This is a genomic window from Pseudomonas reidholzensis, from assembly GCF_900536025.1.
Taxonomy (GTDB): domain Bacteria; phylum Pseudomonadota; class Gammaproteobacteria; order Pseudomonadales; family Pseudomonadaceae; genus Aquipseudomonas; species Aquipseudomonas reidholzensis.
Window position 1 is genome coordinate 1 of sequence record NZ_UNOZ01000002.1, and the last position, 13653, is coordinate 13653.

Annotated in this window: 13 protein-coding genes and 1 rRNA gene; 10 read left to right on the top strand and 4 right to left on the bottom strand. The window is 62.6% G+C overall.

From position 1 onward, the window contains the following. The 3 genes from CCOS865_RS00090 to CCOS865_RS00100 all read right to left on the bottom strand — a co-directional run. Positions 1–88: ribosomal RNA gene (locus CCOS865_RS00090) — 16S ribosomal RNA — on the bottom strand; the annotation flags it as partial. Positions 89–661: 573 nt separating this feature from the next. Further along, positions 662–1882, bottom strand: a complete 1221-nt coding sequence (locus tag CCOS865_RS00095; RefSeq protein WP_119136964.1) for a CaiB/BaiF CoA transferase family protein — start codon at positions 1880–1882, stop codon at positions 662–664. A 15-nt stretch (positions 1883–1897) separates the two neighbouring features. Next, complete coding sequence (locus tag CCOS865_RS00100) at positions 1898–3079, bottom strand: acyl-CoA dehydrogenase (protein WP_119136965.1); 1182 nt, start codon at positions 3077–3079, stop codon at positions 1898–1900. Between the two features lie 164 nt (positions 3080–3243). On the opposite strand from CCOS865_RS00100, the gene CCOS865_RS00105 reads away from it, so the two are divergent. The 10 genes from CCOS865_RS00105 to CCOS865_RS00150 all read left to right on the top strand — a co-directional run bounded on the left by CCOS865_RS00105 (position 3244) and on the right by CCOS865_RS00150 (position 13080). Continuing rightward, positions 3244–4152: a LysR family transcriptional regulator gene (locus CCOS865_RS00105; protein WP_119136966.1), complete on the top strand. Its 909-nt coding sequence runs from the start codon at positions 3244–3246 to the stop codon at positions 4150–4152. Positions 4153–4589: 437 nt separating this feature from the next. Beyond that, positions 4590–5711 (top strand): Re/Si-specific NAD(P)(+) transhydrogenase subunit alpha, encoded by a 1122-nt coding sequence (locus tag CCOS865_RS00110; protein WP_119136967.1) that lies wholly within the window; start codon positions 4590–4592, stop codon positions 5709–5711. Positions 5712–5722: 11 nt separating this feature from the next. Beyond that, entirely contained in the window at positions 5723–6037 is a 315-nt protein-coding gene (locus tag CCOS865_RS00115; RefSeq protein ID WP_119136968.1) for an NAD(P) transhydrogenase subunit alpha part 2, read from the top strand. 2 nt (positions 6038–6039) lie between these two features. Then, positions 6040–7476: an NAD(P)(+) transhydrogenase (Re/Si-specific) subunit beta gene (locus tag CCOS865_RS00120; protein WP_119136969.1), complete on the top strand. Its 1437-nt coding sequence runs from the start codon at positions 6040–6042 to the stop codon at positions 7474–7476. A gap of 186 nt (positions 7477–7662) precedes the next feature. Next, complete coding sequence (locus CCOS865_RS00125; RefSeq protein WP_119136970.1) at positions 7663–9156, top strand: acetyl-CoA hydrolase/transferase family protein; 1494 nt, start codon at positions 7663–7665, stop codon at positions 9154–9156. Positions 9157–9558: 402 nt separating this feature from the next. Beyond that, positions 9559–9771, top strand: coding sequence for a DUF1127 domain-containing protein (locus CCOS865_RS00130; protein WP_119136971.1), 213 nt, complete (start codon positions 9559–9561; stop codon positions 9769–9771). Between the two features lie 295 nt (positions 9772–10066). Then, entirely contained in the window at positions 10067–10384 is a 318-nt protein-coding gene (locus CCOS865_RS00135) for a DUF2388 domain-containing protein (RefSeq protein ID WP_119136972.1), read from the top strand. Between the two features lie 87 nt (positions 10385–10471). Continuing rightward, positions 10472–10765, top strand: a complete 294-nt coding sequence (locus CCOS865_RS00140; RefSeq protein WP_119136973.1) for a DUF2388 domain-containing protein — start codon at positions 10472–10474, stop codon at positions 10763–10765. A 36-nt stretch (positions 10766–10801) separates the two neighbouring features. Beyond that, the gene (locus CCOS865_RS00145) at positions 10802–11122 is read left to right on the top strand and encodes a DUF2388 domain-containing protein (protein ID WP_119136974.1); all 321 of its coding nucleotides are present in this window, start codon (positions 10802–10804) and stop codon (positions 11120–11122) included. Next, positions 11119–13080 carry a DUF7844 domain-containing protein gene (locus CCOS865_RS00150; protein ID WP_119136975.1) on the top strand — a complete coding sequence of 654 codons (1962 nt, stop codon included), beginning with the start codon at positions 11119–11121 and terminating at the stop codon, positions 13078–13080. Before CCOS865_RS00145 ends, CCOS865_RS00150 begins: the two co-directional genes overlap by 4 nt. A gap of 97 nt (positions 13081–13177) precedes the next feature. On the opposite strand, the gene CCOS865_RS00155 is transcribed toward CCOS865_RS00150, so the two are convergent. Beyond that, positions 13178–13579: a GFA family protein gene (locus CCOS865_RS00155; protein ID WP_119136976.1), complete on the bottom strand. Its 402-nt coding sequence runs from the start codon at positions 13577–13579 to the stop codon at positions 13178–13180. Positions 13580–13653 lie beyond the last annotated feature (74 nt).

Genomic DNA, 13653 nt, shown 5'->3' on the forward strand with positions numbered 1-13653 from the left:
AAGAGCAAGCTCTTCTCATCCGCTCGACTTGCATGTGTTAGGCCTGCCGCCAGCGTTCAATCTGAGCCATGATCAAACTCTTCAGTTCAATACTGCTTGGGTTTTTAAGAAACCCTAAACTTGGCTCAGCAATCTCAAATGACTACTATGATTTCTCATGTGGCCACTTGTGATGCTGATAATCTTGGCGACTATCAAACCATACTCACAAGCACCCACACGAATTGCTTGATTCAATTTGTTAAAGAGCGGTTGGTTAAGAACTTTTCGTCTCAACCGAGGCGCGCATTCTACGCTTTCCTCAGAGCCTGTCAAGCGTTTATTTTGAAGTTTTCTGCGAGAATCTCGTTCAACTTCAAACACTTGGCTCGCTGCGATCTCTCGTAGCGGGAGGCGAATTCTACAGCGTTACACGCTGTTGTCAACTGCCTTTTTCACCGCTGCCGATCAGACGATCGAAGCACCTCCATACTGCCTAAAACTTCTAACTCATTGAAACTCAAGGAGTTTTCCGTTCCAACTACGCTGGAAGTGGGGCGCATTATAAGGGGATCTGAGAGGGCGTCAACCGTTAATTTCAATAAACCGCACTATTGCTGAAATGAGCGGCAGAGGGCGCCATAAGCGTGCCTCGCCGGCGCTTCTATATAGAAGGGAAAAGTCAGAGCACCCCCGCACCACGCAAACGCTGCACCGCCTGCGCATCCAACCCCAGCACCTCAGCCAGCACGGCTTCGGTGTGCTCGCCTAGAAGAGGAGGCGCCTGGCGATACTCCACCGGCGTCTCGGACAGCCGAATAGGGCTCGCCACCTGCGGCACGCTGCCAGCCAATGGATGAGGGATGCTCAGCGCCAACCCGCGGGCCACCACCTGAGGGTCCTGGAACATCTGCCCCAGGTCGTTGATCGGCCCACACGGCACCCCGGCCTTCTCCAGCTCACTGACCCACTGCGCCGTGGTCTTGAACACCGTGGCCTGGCGAATCAGCGGGATCAGCTCGGCACGGTTGGCCACCCGCAGCTTGTTGGTCACGAAGCGCGGGTCATCCGCCCACTGCGGCTGCCCGGCCACTTCGGCGAATTTGCGGAACTGGCCATCGTTACCCACCGTGAGGATGAAGTCGCCATCGGCAGTGGGGAAGTCCTGATACGGCACGATATTAGGGTGCGCATTACCCAGGCGCCGTGGCGGGGTACCGGTGGTGAGGTAGTTCATTGCCTGGTTGGCCAGGCAAGCCACCTGCACATCCAGCAAGGCCATATCGATATGCTGACCAACCCCGGCCTGATCACGGTGGGCGAGGGCGGCCAGGATCGCCACCGTCGAGTACAGGCCGGTGAGGATATCGGTCAGGGCCACACCGACCTTCACCGGGCCAGCACCTTCGTCGCCCTCCGGCCGACCGGTCAGGCTCATCAAGCCACCCAGCCCCTGGATCATGAAGTCATAGCCGGCACGCTTGGCGTACGGCCCGGTCTGACCGAAGCCGGTGATCGAGCAATAGATAAGCTTCGGGTTGAGCGCTTTCAGGCTGGCGTAGTCCAGGCCATAGGCGGCCAACCCACCGACCTTGAAGTTCTCGATGACGATGTCCGACTTCGCTGCCAGCTCGCGCACCAGGCGCTGGCCTTCAGCCTGGGTGAAGTCGATGGTCACCGAGCGCTTGTTACGGTTGGCGGACAGGTAGTAGGCCGCCTCGCTGGTGTTCTCGCCATAGGCATCCTTGAGGAAGGGCGGCCCCCAGGCGCGCGTGTCGTCACCCGCCCCCGGACGCTCGACCTTGATCACGTCAGCCCCAAGGTCGGCGAGGATCTGGCCGGACCATGGCCCGGCCAGTACACGCGACAGGTCCAGCACGCGCAGATGAGATAACGCCCCCATGGCCTGGCTCCTCTATTAATAGAACGCCTGGATGCCGGTCTGGGCACGGCCGAGGATCAGCGCGTGAATGTCGTGGGTGCCTTCATAGGTGTTGACCACCTCGAGGTTGACCAGGTGACGGGCCACGCCGAACTCGTCGGAGATACCGTTGCCACCGAGCATGTCACGCGCCAGGCGAGCGACATCCAGGGCCTTGCCACAGGAGTTGCGCTTCATCAGCGAGGTGATCTCGACGGCCGCAGTGCCCTCGTCCTTCATCCGCCCCAGGCGCAGGCAGCCCTGCAGGCCCAGGGTGATCTCGGTCTGCATGTCGGCCAGCTTCTTCTGGATCAGCTGGTTGGCGGCCAGGGGGCGGCCAAACTGCTGGCGGTCCAGGGTGTACTGGCGCGCCGTGTGCCAGCAGGCTTCCGCTGCGCCCAGAGCGCCCCAGGAGATGCCATAGCGGGCCGAGTTGAGGCAGGTGAACGGGCCTTTGAGGCCACGCACTTCAGGGAAGATGTTCTCCTCAGGGACGAACACGTTGTCCATGACGATCTCGCCGGTGATCGAAGCCCGCAGGCCGACCTTGCCGTGAATCGCCGGGGCACTTAGACCCTGCCAGCCTTTTTCGAGGATGAAGCCACGGATATCGCCGGCATCGTCCTTGGCCCAGACCACGAACACATCGGCGATCGGGCTGTTGGTGATCCACATCTTGCTGCCGCTCAGGCGGTAGCCACCGTCGACCTTGCGTGCCCGGGTGATCATCGCGCCCGGGTCGGAGCCGTGGTTGGGCTCGGTCAGGCCAAAGCAGCCGATCCACTCGCCCGTGGCGAGCTTGGGCAGGTACTTCTGTTTCTGCTCGGTGCTGCCGAATTCGTTGATCGGCACCATCACCAGGGATGACTGCACGCTCATCATCGAGCGGTAGCCCGAGTCGATGCGCTCGACTTCACGCGCAATCAGGCCATAGCACACGTAGTTGAGGCCACTGCCGCCGTACTCTTCAGGGATGGTCGCACCCAGCAGGCCGATTTCGCCCATCTCGCGGAAGATCTTCGGGTCAGTCTGCTCATGGCGAAACGCCTCGATCACACGCGGCGCCAGCTTGTCCTGGGCAAACTGATACGCGCTGTCACGCACCATGCGCTCTTCTTCAGTGAGCTGCTGGTCGAGCAACAGGGGGTCGATCCAGTTGAAGCTTGCTTTGGCGGCCATGAGTGCAATCCTCGAAATAGGGCAGGGCAATATGCTTGTGGATTGATCCTAGGCCTGATCGGCCGTCGCGACAAACGAGGATTGCGCACTGTTTAGTGATATTTTCTCACTCCATGAAGGTGCAGAACGCCAGATATAACGCCTGACAAGTGAGGTTGACGTACATGCGGCGCAAGATCCCCAGCACTACCGCCCTGGTCTGCTTCGAGGCCGCGGCGCGCCACGAGAGCTTTACCAAGGCTGCCCACGAGCTGGCCCTGACCCAGGGCGCCGTCTGTCGCCAGATCGGCGGGCTGGAGGCCTTTCTCAACGTCGAACTGTTCCGCCGCTCGCGGCGCGGGGTAAAGCTCACCGAAGCGGGCCTGTCGTACAGCCGACAGGTATCCGCTCAGCTGGATGCAGTAGAGCGCGACACCTTGTCGGTGATGCGCCAGCAAGGCGCCAACGTGATCGAGCTGGCTGTAGTGCCGACCTTCGGCACCCAGTGGCTGCTGCCACGCCTGAAGGGCTTCCAGCAGCGCCATCCGGAGGTCACGGTCAACCTGACCAACCGCACCCGGCCGTTCCTGTTTGCCGACACCCCGTTCGACGCCGCGATCTATTTTGGCGACGCCGACTGGTCAGGCACCCAGTCCCATCGCCTGATGAGCGAAAACCCCATGCCGGTGTGCAGCCCGGCGTTGCTGGAGGGGCAGGGCGAGCTCGACGCCAGGCGCCTCGGCGAACTGCCCCTGCTGCAGCAGACCACTCGCCCGTACGCCTGGCGACAGTGGTTCGACAGCCTCGGCATGAGCATCGAAGGCGACATGACCGGCCCACGCTATGAGCTATTCTCAATGCTCGCCCAGGCCGCCATGCACGAGATGGGCGTGGCCCTGATCCCGCCGTTTCTGATCCAGCACGAGTTGCAACAGGGTAGGTTGGTGGTCGCCAACAGGCATGCGCTGGCGAGCGACAAGGCCTACTATCTGATGATTCCCGAGCGCAAGGTCGAGTCTGCATCACTGCGCGCCTTCCGCGACTGGCTGGTTGCCGAGGCCCAGCTGTACGTCACGCAGCATGCAGCCGAATGAGCAACCTGACTCCGTAGTCAATTATTTACAACACCTACAGATATATGGTTTTGTCGCATTTAAGTAAATTATTTTAAACACCTGAATAACCCGCTTAACCCTGCATACTGCGCGGGTTTCAGGCCGATTTACGACATTCACCGGTCTGCCAGCGAATTTTCTCAAAAAAAATCCAAATCCTCCCCTAATCTGCCAATAGCCCATGGTTGACGGGCTGCGCCCCACCCCTTGCGACATAGAGTCACAGGGTGACTTGTAGTAATACCCTGGTATCACTCCATAACCGGTTGAAGGTCTGGGTGTTCCTCTGCAAAATGCTCCGCCCGCCCGGGATCCGGCGGGTTCGAGCCTTACGGCCGTGCTGGCGAAGTGCCGCGGATTCACCCCCGCGAATGCTGGCTTCATAAAGATAAGAAGGTCACCGCAGGAGAAAAGTCGTGCAGATTGGTGTTCCTCTCGAGACGCAGACGGGCGAGACGCGGGTCGCTGCGACCCCCGAAACCCTCAAGAAGCTGATTGCCCAAGGCCATCAGGTCACCGTCCAACGGGGGGCAGGGCTCAACGCCAGCATTCCGGACAGTGCCTATGAAGCCGTGGGTGCCTCCCTTGGCAGCGCCGCCGATGCCTTCGGCGCGCAACTGGTGCTCAAGGTCGTCGCGCCCACTGACCAGGAGCTTGCCCTGATCAACAGCGCCAGCCTGCTGGTGGGCATGCTCAACCCGTTCAACAACGAAACCATCGCCAAGATGGCCGCACGCGGCATTACCGCCTTCGCCCTCGAAGCCGCGCCGCGGACCTCGCGGGCGCAGAGCCTCGATGTGCTGTCGTCGCAGGCCAACATCGCCGGCTACAAGGCGGTGTTGCTCGCAGCGCATCACTATCCGCGCTTCATGCCCATGCTGATGACCGCCGCCGGTACGGTGAAAGCCGCCCGCGTGCTGATTCTCGGTGCGGGCGTTGCCGGCCTGCAGGCCATCGCCACGGCCAAGCGCCTGGGTGCGGTGATCGAAGCGTCGGACGTACGCCCAGCGGTAAAGGAGCAGATCGAATCGCTCGGTGCCAAATTCCTCGACGTGCCCTACGAGACCGATGAAGAGCGCGAGTGCGCGCAAGGGGTCGGCGGTTACGCCCGGCCGATGCCGGCCAGCTGGATGCAACGCCAGGCGCAGGCCGTGCACGAGCGCGCCAAGCAGGCCGACATCGTCATCACCACCGCGCTGATCCCGGGCCGCAAGGCACCGACCCTGCTCAGCGCCGAAACCGTGGCTCAGATGAAGCCCGGCTCGGTGGTCATCGACCTGGCGGCGGCGCAAGGCGGCAACTGCCCGCTGACCGTGGCCGACCAGGTGGTGGTCGAGAACGGCGTGACCATCGTCGGCCCGACCAACCTGCCGGCCCAGGTCGCCGCGGATGCCTCGGCGCTGTACGCGCGCAACCTGCTGGACTTCACGAAGCTGCTGTTCGACAAGGACGGCGCACTGGTGATCAACCTCGAAGATGACATTGTTGCCGCGTGCCTGATGTGCCGCGACGGCCACGTCATCCGCACCAACGGTTAAGGAGCACGGCTATGGAAGACATGCTGATTTCCCACGGCATCTACAACCTGATCATCTTCGTGCTGGCCATCTATGTCGGTTACCACGTGGTCTGGAACGTCACCCCAGCGCTGCACACGCCGCTGATGGCGGTGACAAACGCCATTTCCGCGATCGTCATCGTCGGCGCCATGCTCGCCGCGGCACTGACCGTGACCCCGGCCGGCAAGGTCATGGGCACGCTGGCCGTGGCCCTGGCCGCAGTCAATGTGTTCGGTGGCTTCCTGGTCACCCGGCGCATGCTGGAAATGTTCAAGAAGAAAACCAAGCACGAGGCGAAGAAGTAACCATGAGCATGAATCTGGTAACGCTGCTCTACCTGGTCGCTTCAATCTGCTTCATCCAGGCACTGAAGGGCTTGTCGCACCCGACCACGTCGCGCCGGGGCAACCTGTTCGGCATGATCGGCATGGGCATCGCGATGCTCACCACGGTCGGCCTGATCTACAAGCTCGGCTCCGAACTGGCCACCGCCGGCATCGGTTACGTGCTGCTCGGCTTGCTGATCGGCGGCACGGCCGGCTCGATCATGGCCAAGCGCGTCGAGATGACCAAGATGCCCGAGCTGGTCGCCTTCATGCACAGCATGATCGGCCTGGCAGCGGTGTTCATTGCCATTGCCGCCGTGCTCGAGCCGCAGTCGATGGGTATCGTCGCCGCGATCAGCGACCCGATCCCGACCGGTAACCGCCTGGAGCTGTTCCTCGGTGCGGCCATCGGTGCGGTGACCTTCTCCGGCTCGGTGATCGCCTTCGGCAAGCTGTCGGGCAAGTACAAGTTCCGCCTGTTCCAGGGCGCACCGGTACAGTTCGCCGGCCAGCACAAGCTGAACCTGATCCTCGGCATCACCACCATCGCCCTGGGCCTGCTGTTCACCTTTACCGGTCACTACAGCGCCTTCACCCTGATGCTCGCCCTGGCGTTCATCATGGGCGTGCTGATCATCATCCCGATCGGCGGCGCCGACATGCCGGTGGTGGTGTCGATGCTCAACAGCTACTCGGGCTGGGCGGCGGCGGGTATCGGCTTCTCGCTGAACAACTCGATGCTGATCATTGCCGGTTCGCTGGTCGGCTCGAGCGGTGCGATCCTCTCGTACATCATGTGCAAGGCGATGAACCGCTCGTTCTTCAACGTCATCCTCGGCGGCTTCGGCGGCGAAGCCGACACCGGTGCCGCGACCGGTACCAAGGAGCAGCGCCCGGTCAAGTCCGGTTCGGCCGACGATGCGACCTTCCTCCTGAGCAACGCCGACACCGTGATCATCGTCCCTGGCTACGGCCTGGCGGTGGCACGCGCGCAGCATGCGCTGAAGGAGCTGACCGAGAAGCTGATCCACAACGGCGTGACCGTGAAGTATGCGATCCACCCGGTTGCCGGGCGCATGCCTGGGCACATGAACGTGCTGCTGGCCGAGGCCGAAGTGCCTTACGACCAGGTGTTCGAGATGGAAGACATCAACGCCGAGTTCGGCCAGGCCGACGTGGTGCTGGTGCTGGGCGCCAACGACGTGGTCAACCCGGCGGCGAAAAACGATCCGAAGTCGCCGATCGCCGGGATGCCGATCCTCGAGGCCTACAAAGCCAAGACCATCATCGTCAACAAGCGCTCCATGGCCAGTGGCTATGCGGGCCTGGACAACGAGCTGTTCTACCTGGACAAGACCATGATGGTCTTCGGTGATGCCAAGAAGGTCATCGAAGACATGGTCAAGGCTGTCGAATAACGCCTCTATATATAGAGCGCGCGCGTCATGAGCCCCCGGCGATGTATTCCCGGGGGCTTTTTGCATCTGGCTGATCCAGATCAACGGCTCTATCGCAGGCCTTCTCATACGACCATGGTCGTGGGACGGAGCAAGGCGAACACACTAGACTGCGCATCTAGCTTGAGTAGCCTGAGATAACAATCCATGTACCGTGATCGTATCCGCTTGTCCTCCCTGCACAGCAAGGTAATGAGTGCGGCCGATGCCGCTGGCCTGATCGAGGACGGCATGACCGTCGGCATGAGCGGCTTTACCCGCGCCGGCGAAGCCAAGGCCGTACCGCATGCCCTCGCCGAGCGGGCCAAAGTCTCGCCGCTGAAAATCAGCCTGATGACCGGCGCCAGCCTGGGCAACGACCTCGACAAGCAACTGACCGAGGCCGGTGTACTGGCCCGGCGCATGCCGTTCCAGGTCGACAGCACCCTGCGCAAGGCCATCAATGACGGCAAGGTGATGTTCATCGACCAGCACCTCTCGGAAACCGTCGAGCAGCTGCGCAACAAGCAGCTGACCCTGCCGGACATCGCGGTCATCGAAGCGGTGGCGATCACAGAAGAGGGCCATATCGTGCCGACCACCTCGGTGGGCAACTCGGCCAGCTTCGCGATCTTTGCCAAGCAGGTGATCGTCGAGATCAACCTCTCGCACAACCCGAACCTGGAAGGGTTGCACGACATCTATATCCCCACCTACCGCCCAACCCGCACACCGATCCCGCTGGTCAAGGTGGACGACCGCATCGGCAGCGGCGCGATCCCGATCGACCCGGCCAAGATCGTCGCCATCGTCATCAGCGACCAGCCCGACTCGCCGTCCACCGTGCTGCCGCCGGACCATGAGACGCAGGGCATCGCCGATCACCTGATCAACTTCCTCAAGGGTGAAGTGGCAGAAGGGCGCATGACCAACAAACTCGGCCCGCTGCAGGCCGGCATCGGCAGCATCGCCAACGCGGTGATGTGCGGTTTGATCGACTCGCCGTTCGAAGACCTGACCATGTACTCCGAAGTCCTCCAGGACTCGACCTTCGACCTGATCGACGCCGGCAAGCTGAGCTTCGCCTCGGGCAGCTCGATCACCCTGTCGAGCCGGCGCAACGCCGATGTGTTCGGCAACCTCGAGCGCTACAAGGACAAGCTGGTGCTGCGCCCGCAGGAAATCTCCAACCACCCTGAGGTGGTCCGCCGCCTGGGCATCATCGGCATCAACACCGCGCTGGAGTTCGACATCTACGGCAACGTCAACTCGACCCACGTCTGCGGCACGCGGATGATGAACGGCATCGGCGGCTCCGGCGACTTCGCCCGCAATGCGCACCTGGCGGTGTTCGTCACCAAGTCGATTGCCAAGGGCGGGGCGATTTCCAGCGTGGTGCCGATGGTCAGCCATGTCGACCATACCGAGCATGACGTGGATATCCTCGTGACCGAGCAAGGCCTGGCCGACCTGCGTGGCCTGGCGCCGCGCGAGCGCGCCCGGGCGATCATCGACAACTGTGTGCACCCGGACTACCGCGCCGCGCTCGACGACTACTTCGAGCGCGCCTGCCAGCGTGGCGGGCACACCCCGCATATCCTGCGGGAAGCGCTGAGCTGGCACGAGAACCTGGAAGAAAGCGGGCGCATGCTCGCCAGCTGATTCCAACAGCGGCTGTTACACCCTCATCGCGGGCAAGCCCGCTCCTACGCCCCCGTAGGAGCGGGCTTGCCCGCGATGCTTTTGGGCCCTGTACTGAGTCCGCAATGGCAACACGCACCACGGCTAATACACTTTTAGACAGGCACTCAATCAAACTGTACTACTGTACTGGTAAATATCGCGCTCCTGACAACATTCCCCCGAGCGCCGATAGAAAAACGCACCACTATCGAGCACACCAGTACAGTTACGCCAATTTTGAGTGCAACAGTCCGGTTACGCAGTTAACTGAGCCATCGCAATACAGGTGAACTGTACCTACTGTTCTGGACGAGAGAGGAGGATCATTGGCATCAGTTAAATCACTACCTAATGCCGCCATAAGCGGAAGGAAGACACATCATGGAACGCACCCTCAGTTCCGGTCTGGTTTTTGAAAGCAACGCTCAGTCCAACACTTCGCTGCCACTGCGCGCTATCTCCACCCTGCTGCTGTGGCAACGCCGCATTGCCAGCCGTCGTCAGCTGGCCCGCCTGGACGGTCGCCTCCTGGCAGACGCCGGCATCAGCGAGTCGCAGCGTTATGAAGAGCTGAGCAAGCCTTTCTGGCGCTAAGCTCCGGCTTGCCGGCTGCGGCCGGCACCGCGAATTCCAAAAACCCGTCGCAGGGAACTGCGACGGGTTTTTTGTTTCAAACGCCTGATGTAGAGCGCCTGAAGCCACTATAGGTACAGTTTTATAAATCTATAAAACAACAGGTACAGTTACAGCATGACCTCTTGGTCACATCTGCTAACAGCACCGCGTGTTACGCTTGCTTGAACCGCTCGGCAAATAAAGTACCGTGACAGGCCGCGCGAACGTCCGATAACCAGAAACACCCCGCCCTTATCTGCAGGAGTCTCCGACCATGTCCCGTAACCACTTGCTTGGCGCCGCCCTGTTGTTGACCCTGGCCGGCACCGCCAATGCCACCAGCTTCATCGTGACCACCGACGCGGTGGTGGGTGCGGTTGCCGCTTCCACTGACGCCACTTCCGACGTGTCGTCGTCGTTCCGTGACGACAAGATCGTCCAGGCCGCCCGCGACGACGCCGCCAGCTTTGTCGGCAGCCAAGGCGAGATCCGCGGTGCCAAGCTGGAAAGCGCGTTCAACCACATCCGTCACCAGGCACCGACCCTGCAGGCCAGCGACGCGCAACTGGCACAAGCCATCCTCGCGCTCTGACCCGCACGCTTCATGCCCGCACCCACTGGCACTGGCCAGTGGGTGCGGGGTAGCCTCCGCCTCCCGAGCAAAAGCCCTCAGACCTCCATGCGTTATCTGCTGCCACTGCTGTTTGCCCTCGCCGGCATGGGCACCGCCCATGCCATGGACGTCACCACTCAAGGCCTGGTTGCCAGTGGCTATGTCACCAGCAAAGTGACCACCGCGCCGTTCGATCGCAAGCTGGTGCTTCAAGCCCGCGACGATGCTGCGGTGTTCGTCGCCACCGACGGCCTGGCCCGCGGCGCACGCCTGCAGGCGGCGCTGGACTCGCTGCGCCATGGGCACCGCTATCAATCTGTCGGCGACCTTGAACTGGCGCAAGCAATCCTCGTCCAATAAAACACTTCACTCCCTGTATTCCTTCGGAGATGCTCCATGCGTAAATCGCTGATCGCCGCTACCCTCGGCATGTTGTTGCTGGCCGACCTGGCCCATGCGCAGACCCTGGTGGCCACCAGCAACATCATCGTCCGCGCCTTTGGCCGTTCGATCGACTTCACCTCGGACACCACCACCTCGATCCGCGACTCCAAAGTGGTGCAGGACGCGCATGACGATGCCGCCAGCTTTGTCGCCAGCAATGGCGATATCCGCGGCGCGCAGCTCGAAGCGGCCTTCAACACCGTGCGCCAGCGCGTGCCGGAAGCGCGTGATGCCAGCGACCAGATGCTGGCCGAAGCTATCCTCGCCCTGTGAAGACCCGCGCGCGTGCCTGGCTGCTGGGCTGCGTCCTGACGCTGCTCGGCACGCCCGCATTGGCCGACCTGCAGCTCGAGCTGCAGGCTGGCGGCCTTGATCAGCCACAACAGCAGGCCACCCAGGCCTTGCTCGACGAAGCACTGGCAAAACTCCCGCCCAGCTTCAAACAGCGGCTCGACCGACGCATCGAGGTCAGCTGGAGTGAGCACATGCCGGCGGATGCCTACGGTCAGGCGTCGCTGGTCTCGACCTTGGCGTTGAACCGTCGGCTGTTGCCTGGCCTGGTCGACGGCAGTGCCGCCCTTGAGCGCACCGACCGCCCGCATGGCACGGTTCGCCAAGAGCTGCTGGCCACTGTGCTGCACGAAGTCACCCACATCTACGACCGCGCCCGCCTGTGGCCGACCCCGACCCGACGGCTGATCACCCGCTGCAAACGCCAGCAGGACAGCCTCGGCCTGATCGGCCTGCCTGGAGAGTGCCGTGGTGAGGCCGAGCGCCGCTTCACCCTCAGTGATGACCCACGCCTGCTCGACCTGGCCGGCTGGCCGCAGTACGTCGGCCGTCGTGGCGTGCGCGAGCAGCACAACCGCCAGCTGGTGCGCAGCCCCGACCCCTATGAGCTGAGCAGCCCCAAGGAATTCATCGCGGTCAACATGGAGTACTTTCTCCTCGACCCGAGCTACGCCTGCCGACGCCCGGCGCTGAACCGCTACCTGCACGATCATTTCGACTGGGCGCCGCAACAGGCCGAATGTGCCAAAGGCTTGCCGTTCCTCAATGCCGGCAATGACTTCGCCCGCCAGCCGCTGGGCGAGATCGACCCCGAGCGGGTCTATGAGGTCGACTACCTGCTGGCCGAGGCCAATCAGAACCTGGTCAGCCGCTGGGGCCACAGCATGCTGCGCCTGGTGATCTGCGCGCCGGGTCGGCCGCGCGGCCCCGACTGCCGGCTCGACCTCGACCAGCACCTGGTGCTGTCGTACCGGGCCTTCGTCAATGACGTGCAGTTGTCCAGCTGGGATGGCCTGGTGGGCGCCTACCCGTCACGCTTGTTCGTGCTGCCACTGGGCCAGGTGATCGACGAGTACACCAAGACCGAACTGCGCAGCCTGGCGTCGGTGCCGCTCAGGCTAAGCCGCGACGAAGTCGACAACCTGGTGCGTCAGGCCGCCGAGATGCACTGGAGCTACGACGGCAACTACTGGTTCCTCTCCAACAACTGTGCGGTCGAGGGCCTCAAGCTGTTGCGCAGCGGCACCGCCAACCCACTCCTCAACGACCTCGACAGCATCATGCCCAACGGCCTGCTGGCGGTGCTCAAAGGCCGTGGCCTGGCCGACACCAGCGTGCTTGACGACCCGCGCGAGGCACTGCGGCTGGGTTACCGCTTCGACTCCTACCGCGACCGCTACCAGGCCATGTTCGACGTGCTGCGCCAGCAGTTGCCGATCAAGCAGGTGCAGGTCGAAGACTGGCTGGCACAAGATGCCGAGCAGCGCCGGCCGTGGTTCCAGCAGGCCAACCTGCGCACCAGTGCGGCGCTGCTGCTGCTTGAACAGGCGGCCCTGAGGCGGCAACTGCTGCTGGCCCAGGACGAGGTCAAGCAGCGCTACCTGAATGCCACGGCGTTGAAGGACGGCACGGTCGACAAGGCCAACGAGACGCTGCAGCAGATGCTCGCCAACAGCGGCTTCCTCAGCCGCCCGGCCGAGCTGCTGGGGACGGATGGCTACGGGCTGCCGCAGCCTGACGAGCGCAAGCACCTGGAGAAGGTCAGCAGCGAGCGCCAGGCGCAACTGCTGCGCTTGAGCACTGACCTGGACAAAGAGGTGAGGGCACTGCTCGACCCGGCGCGGGGCAGGGCGATTGCGGCGGTGGAGGCCAACGTCAAGCAGGTGGGCGAACACCTGCGTACGCTGCACAAGGCGGCGGGCGGCTTGCAGTTGCCCTGACGGTTTCAGGCAACTTCCAAGTCCCCTTCGCGGGTAAACCCGCTCCCACAGGGATCACCGCCAACCCTGTGGGAGCGGGTTTACCCGCGAAGAGGCCCTAGAGGCTCTCCTCGGGCTCTCCAGGCAGGTCCTCATCCAGGTGCAGCCAAGGCAGCCGGCTGCTGGTCCAGATATGCCGATTGGCCCGCACCCGCTCGGGATGGTCCAGCGTCGCCACCGTCACATCGATGCTCTGCGGGCTGTGCAGTGTGCTCAACGCCAGGTGCGCACCGCAGTCGCCACAGAAAAACCGACTGCAGCTGGCCGGCGCCACATACAGGTGGGGCCGGCCCTTGAGCCAGCGGAAGCCGCTCCTGGGCAGGGTCAACCAGGTCACCACCAGGCCGCCGCTGACCCGCCGGCAGATCGAGCAATGGCAATGGGCGATGTCGCTCAGATCACCCTCCAGACGATAGCGAATGGCGCCGCAATGGCAGCCACCTTCGAAAACTTCAGACATGATTACCTCTCGTCACCTTTGTCGCAGCGAAAGCTGGCTGAAAGCTTGCGCCCATAGGATAGCCGCACTACCGG

Coding starts and splice junctions, on each gene's coding strand:
- CCOS865_RS00095 (WP_119136964.1), bottom strand. CDS start 1,882: ATGGGGGCGTTATCTCATCTGCGCGTGCTGGACCTGTCGCGTGTACTG.
- CCOS865_RS00100 (WP_119136965.1), bottom strand. CDS start 3,079: ATGGCCGCCAAAGCAAGCTTCAACTGGATCGACCCCCTGTTGCTCGAC.
- CCOS865_RS00105 (WP_119136966.1), top strand. CDS start 3,244: ATGCGGCGCAAGATCCCCAGCACTACCGCCCTGGTCTGCTTCGAGGCC.
- CCOS865_RS00115 (WP_119136968.1), top strand. CDS start 5,723: ATGGAAGACATGCTGATTTCCCACGGCATCTACAACCTGATCATCTTC.
- CCOS865_RS00120 (WP_119136969.1), top strand. CDS start 6,040: ATGAGCATGAATCTGGTAACGCTGCTCTACCTGGTCGCTTCAATCTGC.
- CCOS865_RS00125 (WP_119136970.1), top strand. CDS start 7,663: ATGTACCGTGATCGTATCCGCTTGTCCTCCCTGCACAGCAAGGTAATG.
- CCOS865_RS00130 (WP_119136971.1), top strand. CDS start 9,559: ATGGAACGCACCCTCAGTTCCGGTCTGGTTTTTGAAAGCAACGCTCAG.
- CCOS865_RS00135 (WP_119136972.1), top strand. CDS start 10,067: ATGTCCCGTAACCACTTGCTTGGCGCCGCCCTGTTGTTGACCCTGGCC.
- CCOS865_RS00140 (WP_119136973.1), top strand. CDS start 10,472: ATGCGTTATCTGCTGCCACTGCTGTTTGCCCTCGCCGGCATGGGCACC.
- CCOS865_RS00145 (WP_119136974.1), top strand. CDS start 10,802: ATGCGTAAATCGCTGATCGCCGCTACCCTCGGCATGTTGTTGCTGGCC.
- CCOS865_RS00155 (WP_119136976.1), bottom strand. CDS start 13,579: ATGTCTGAAGTTTTCGAAGGTGGCTGCCATTGCGGCGCCATTCGCTAT.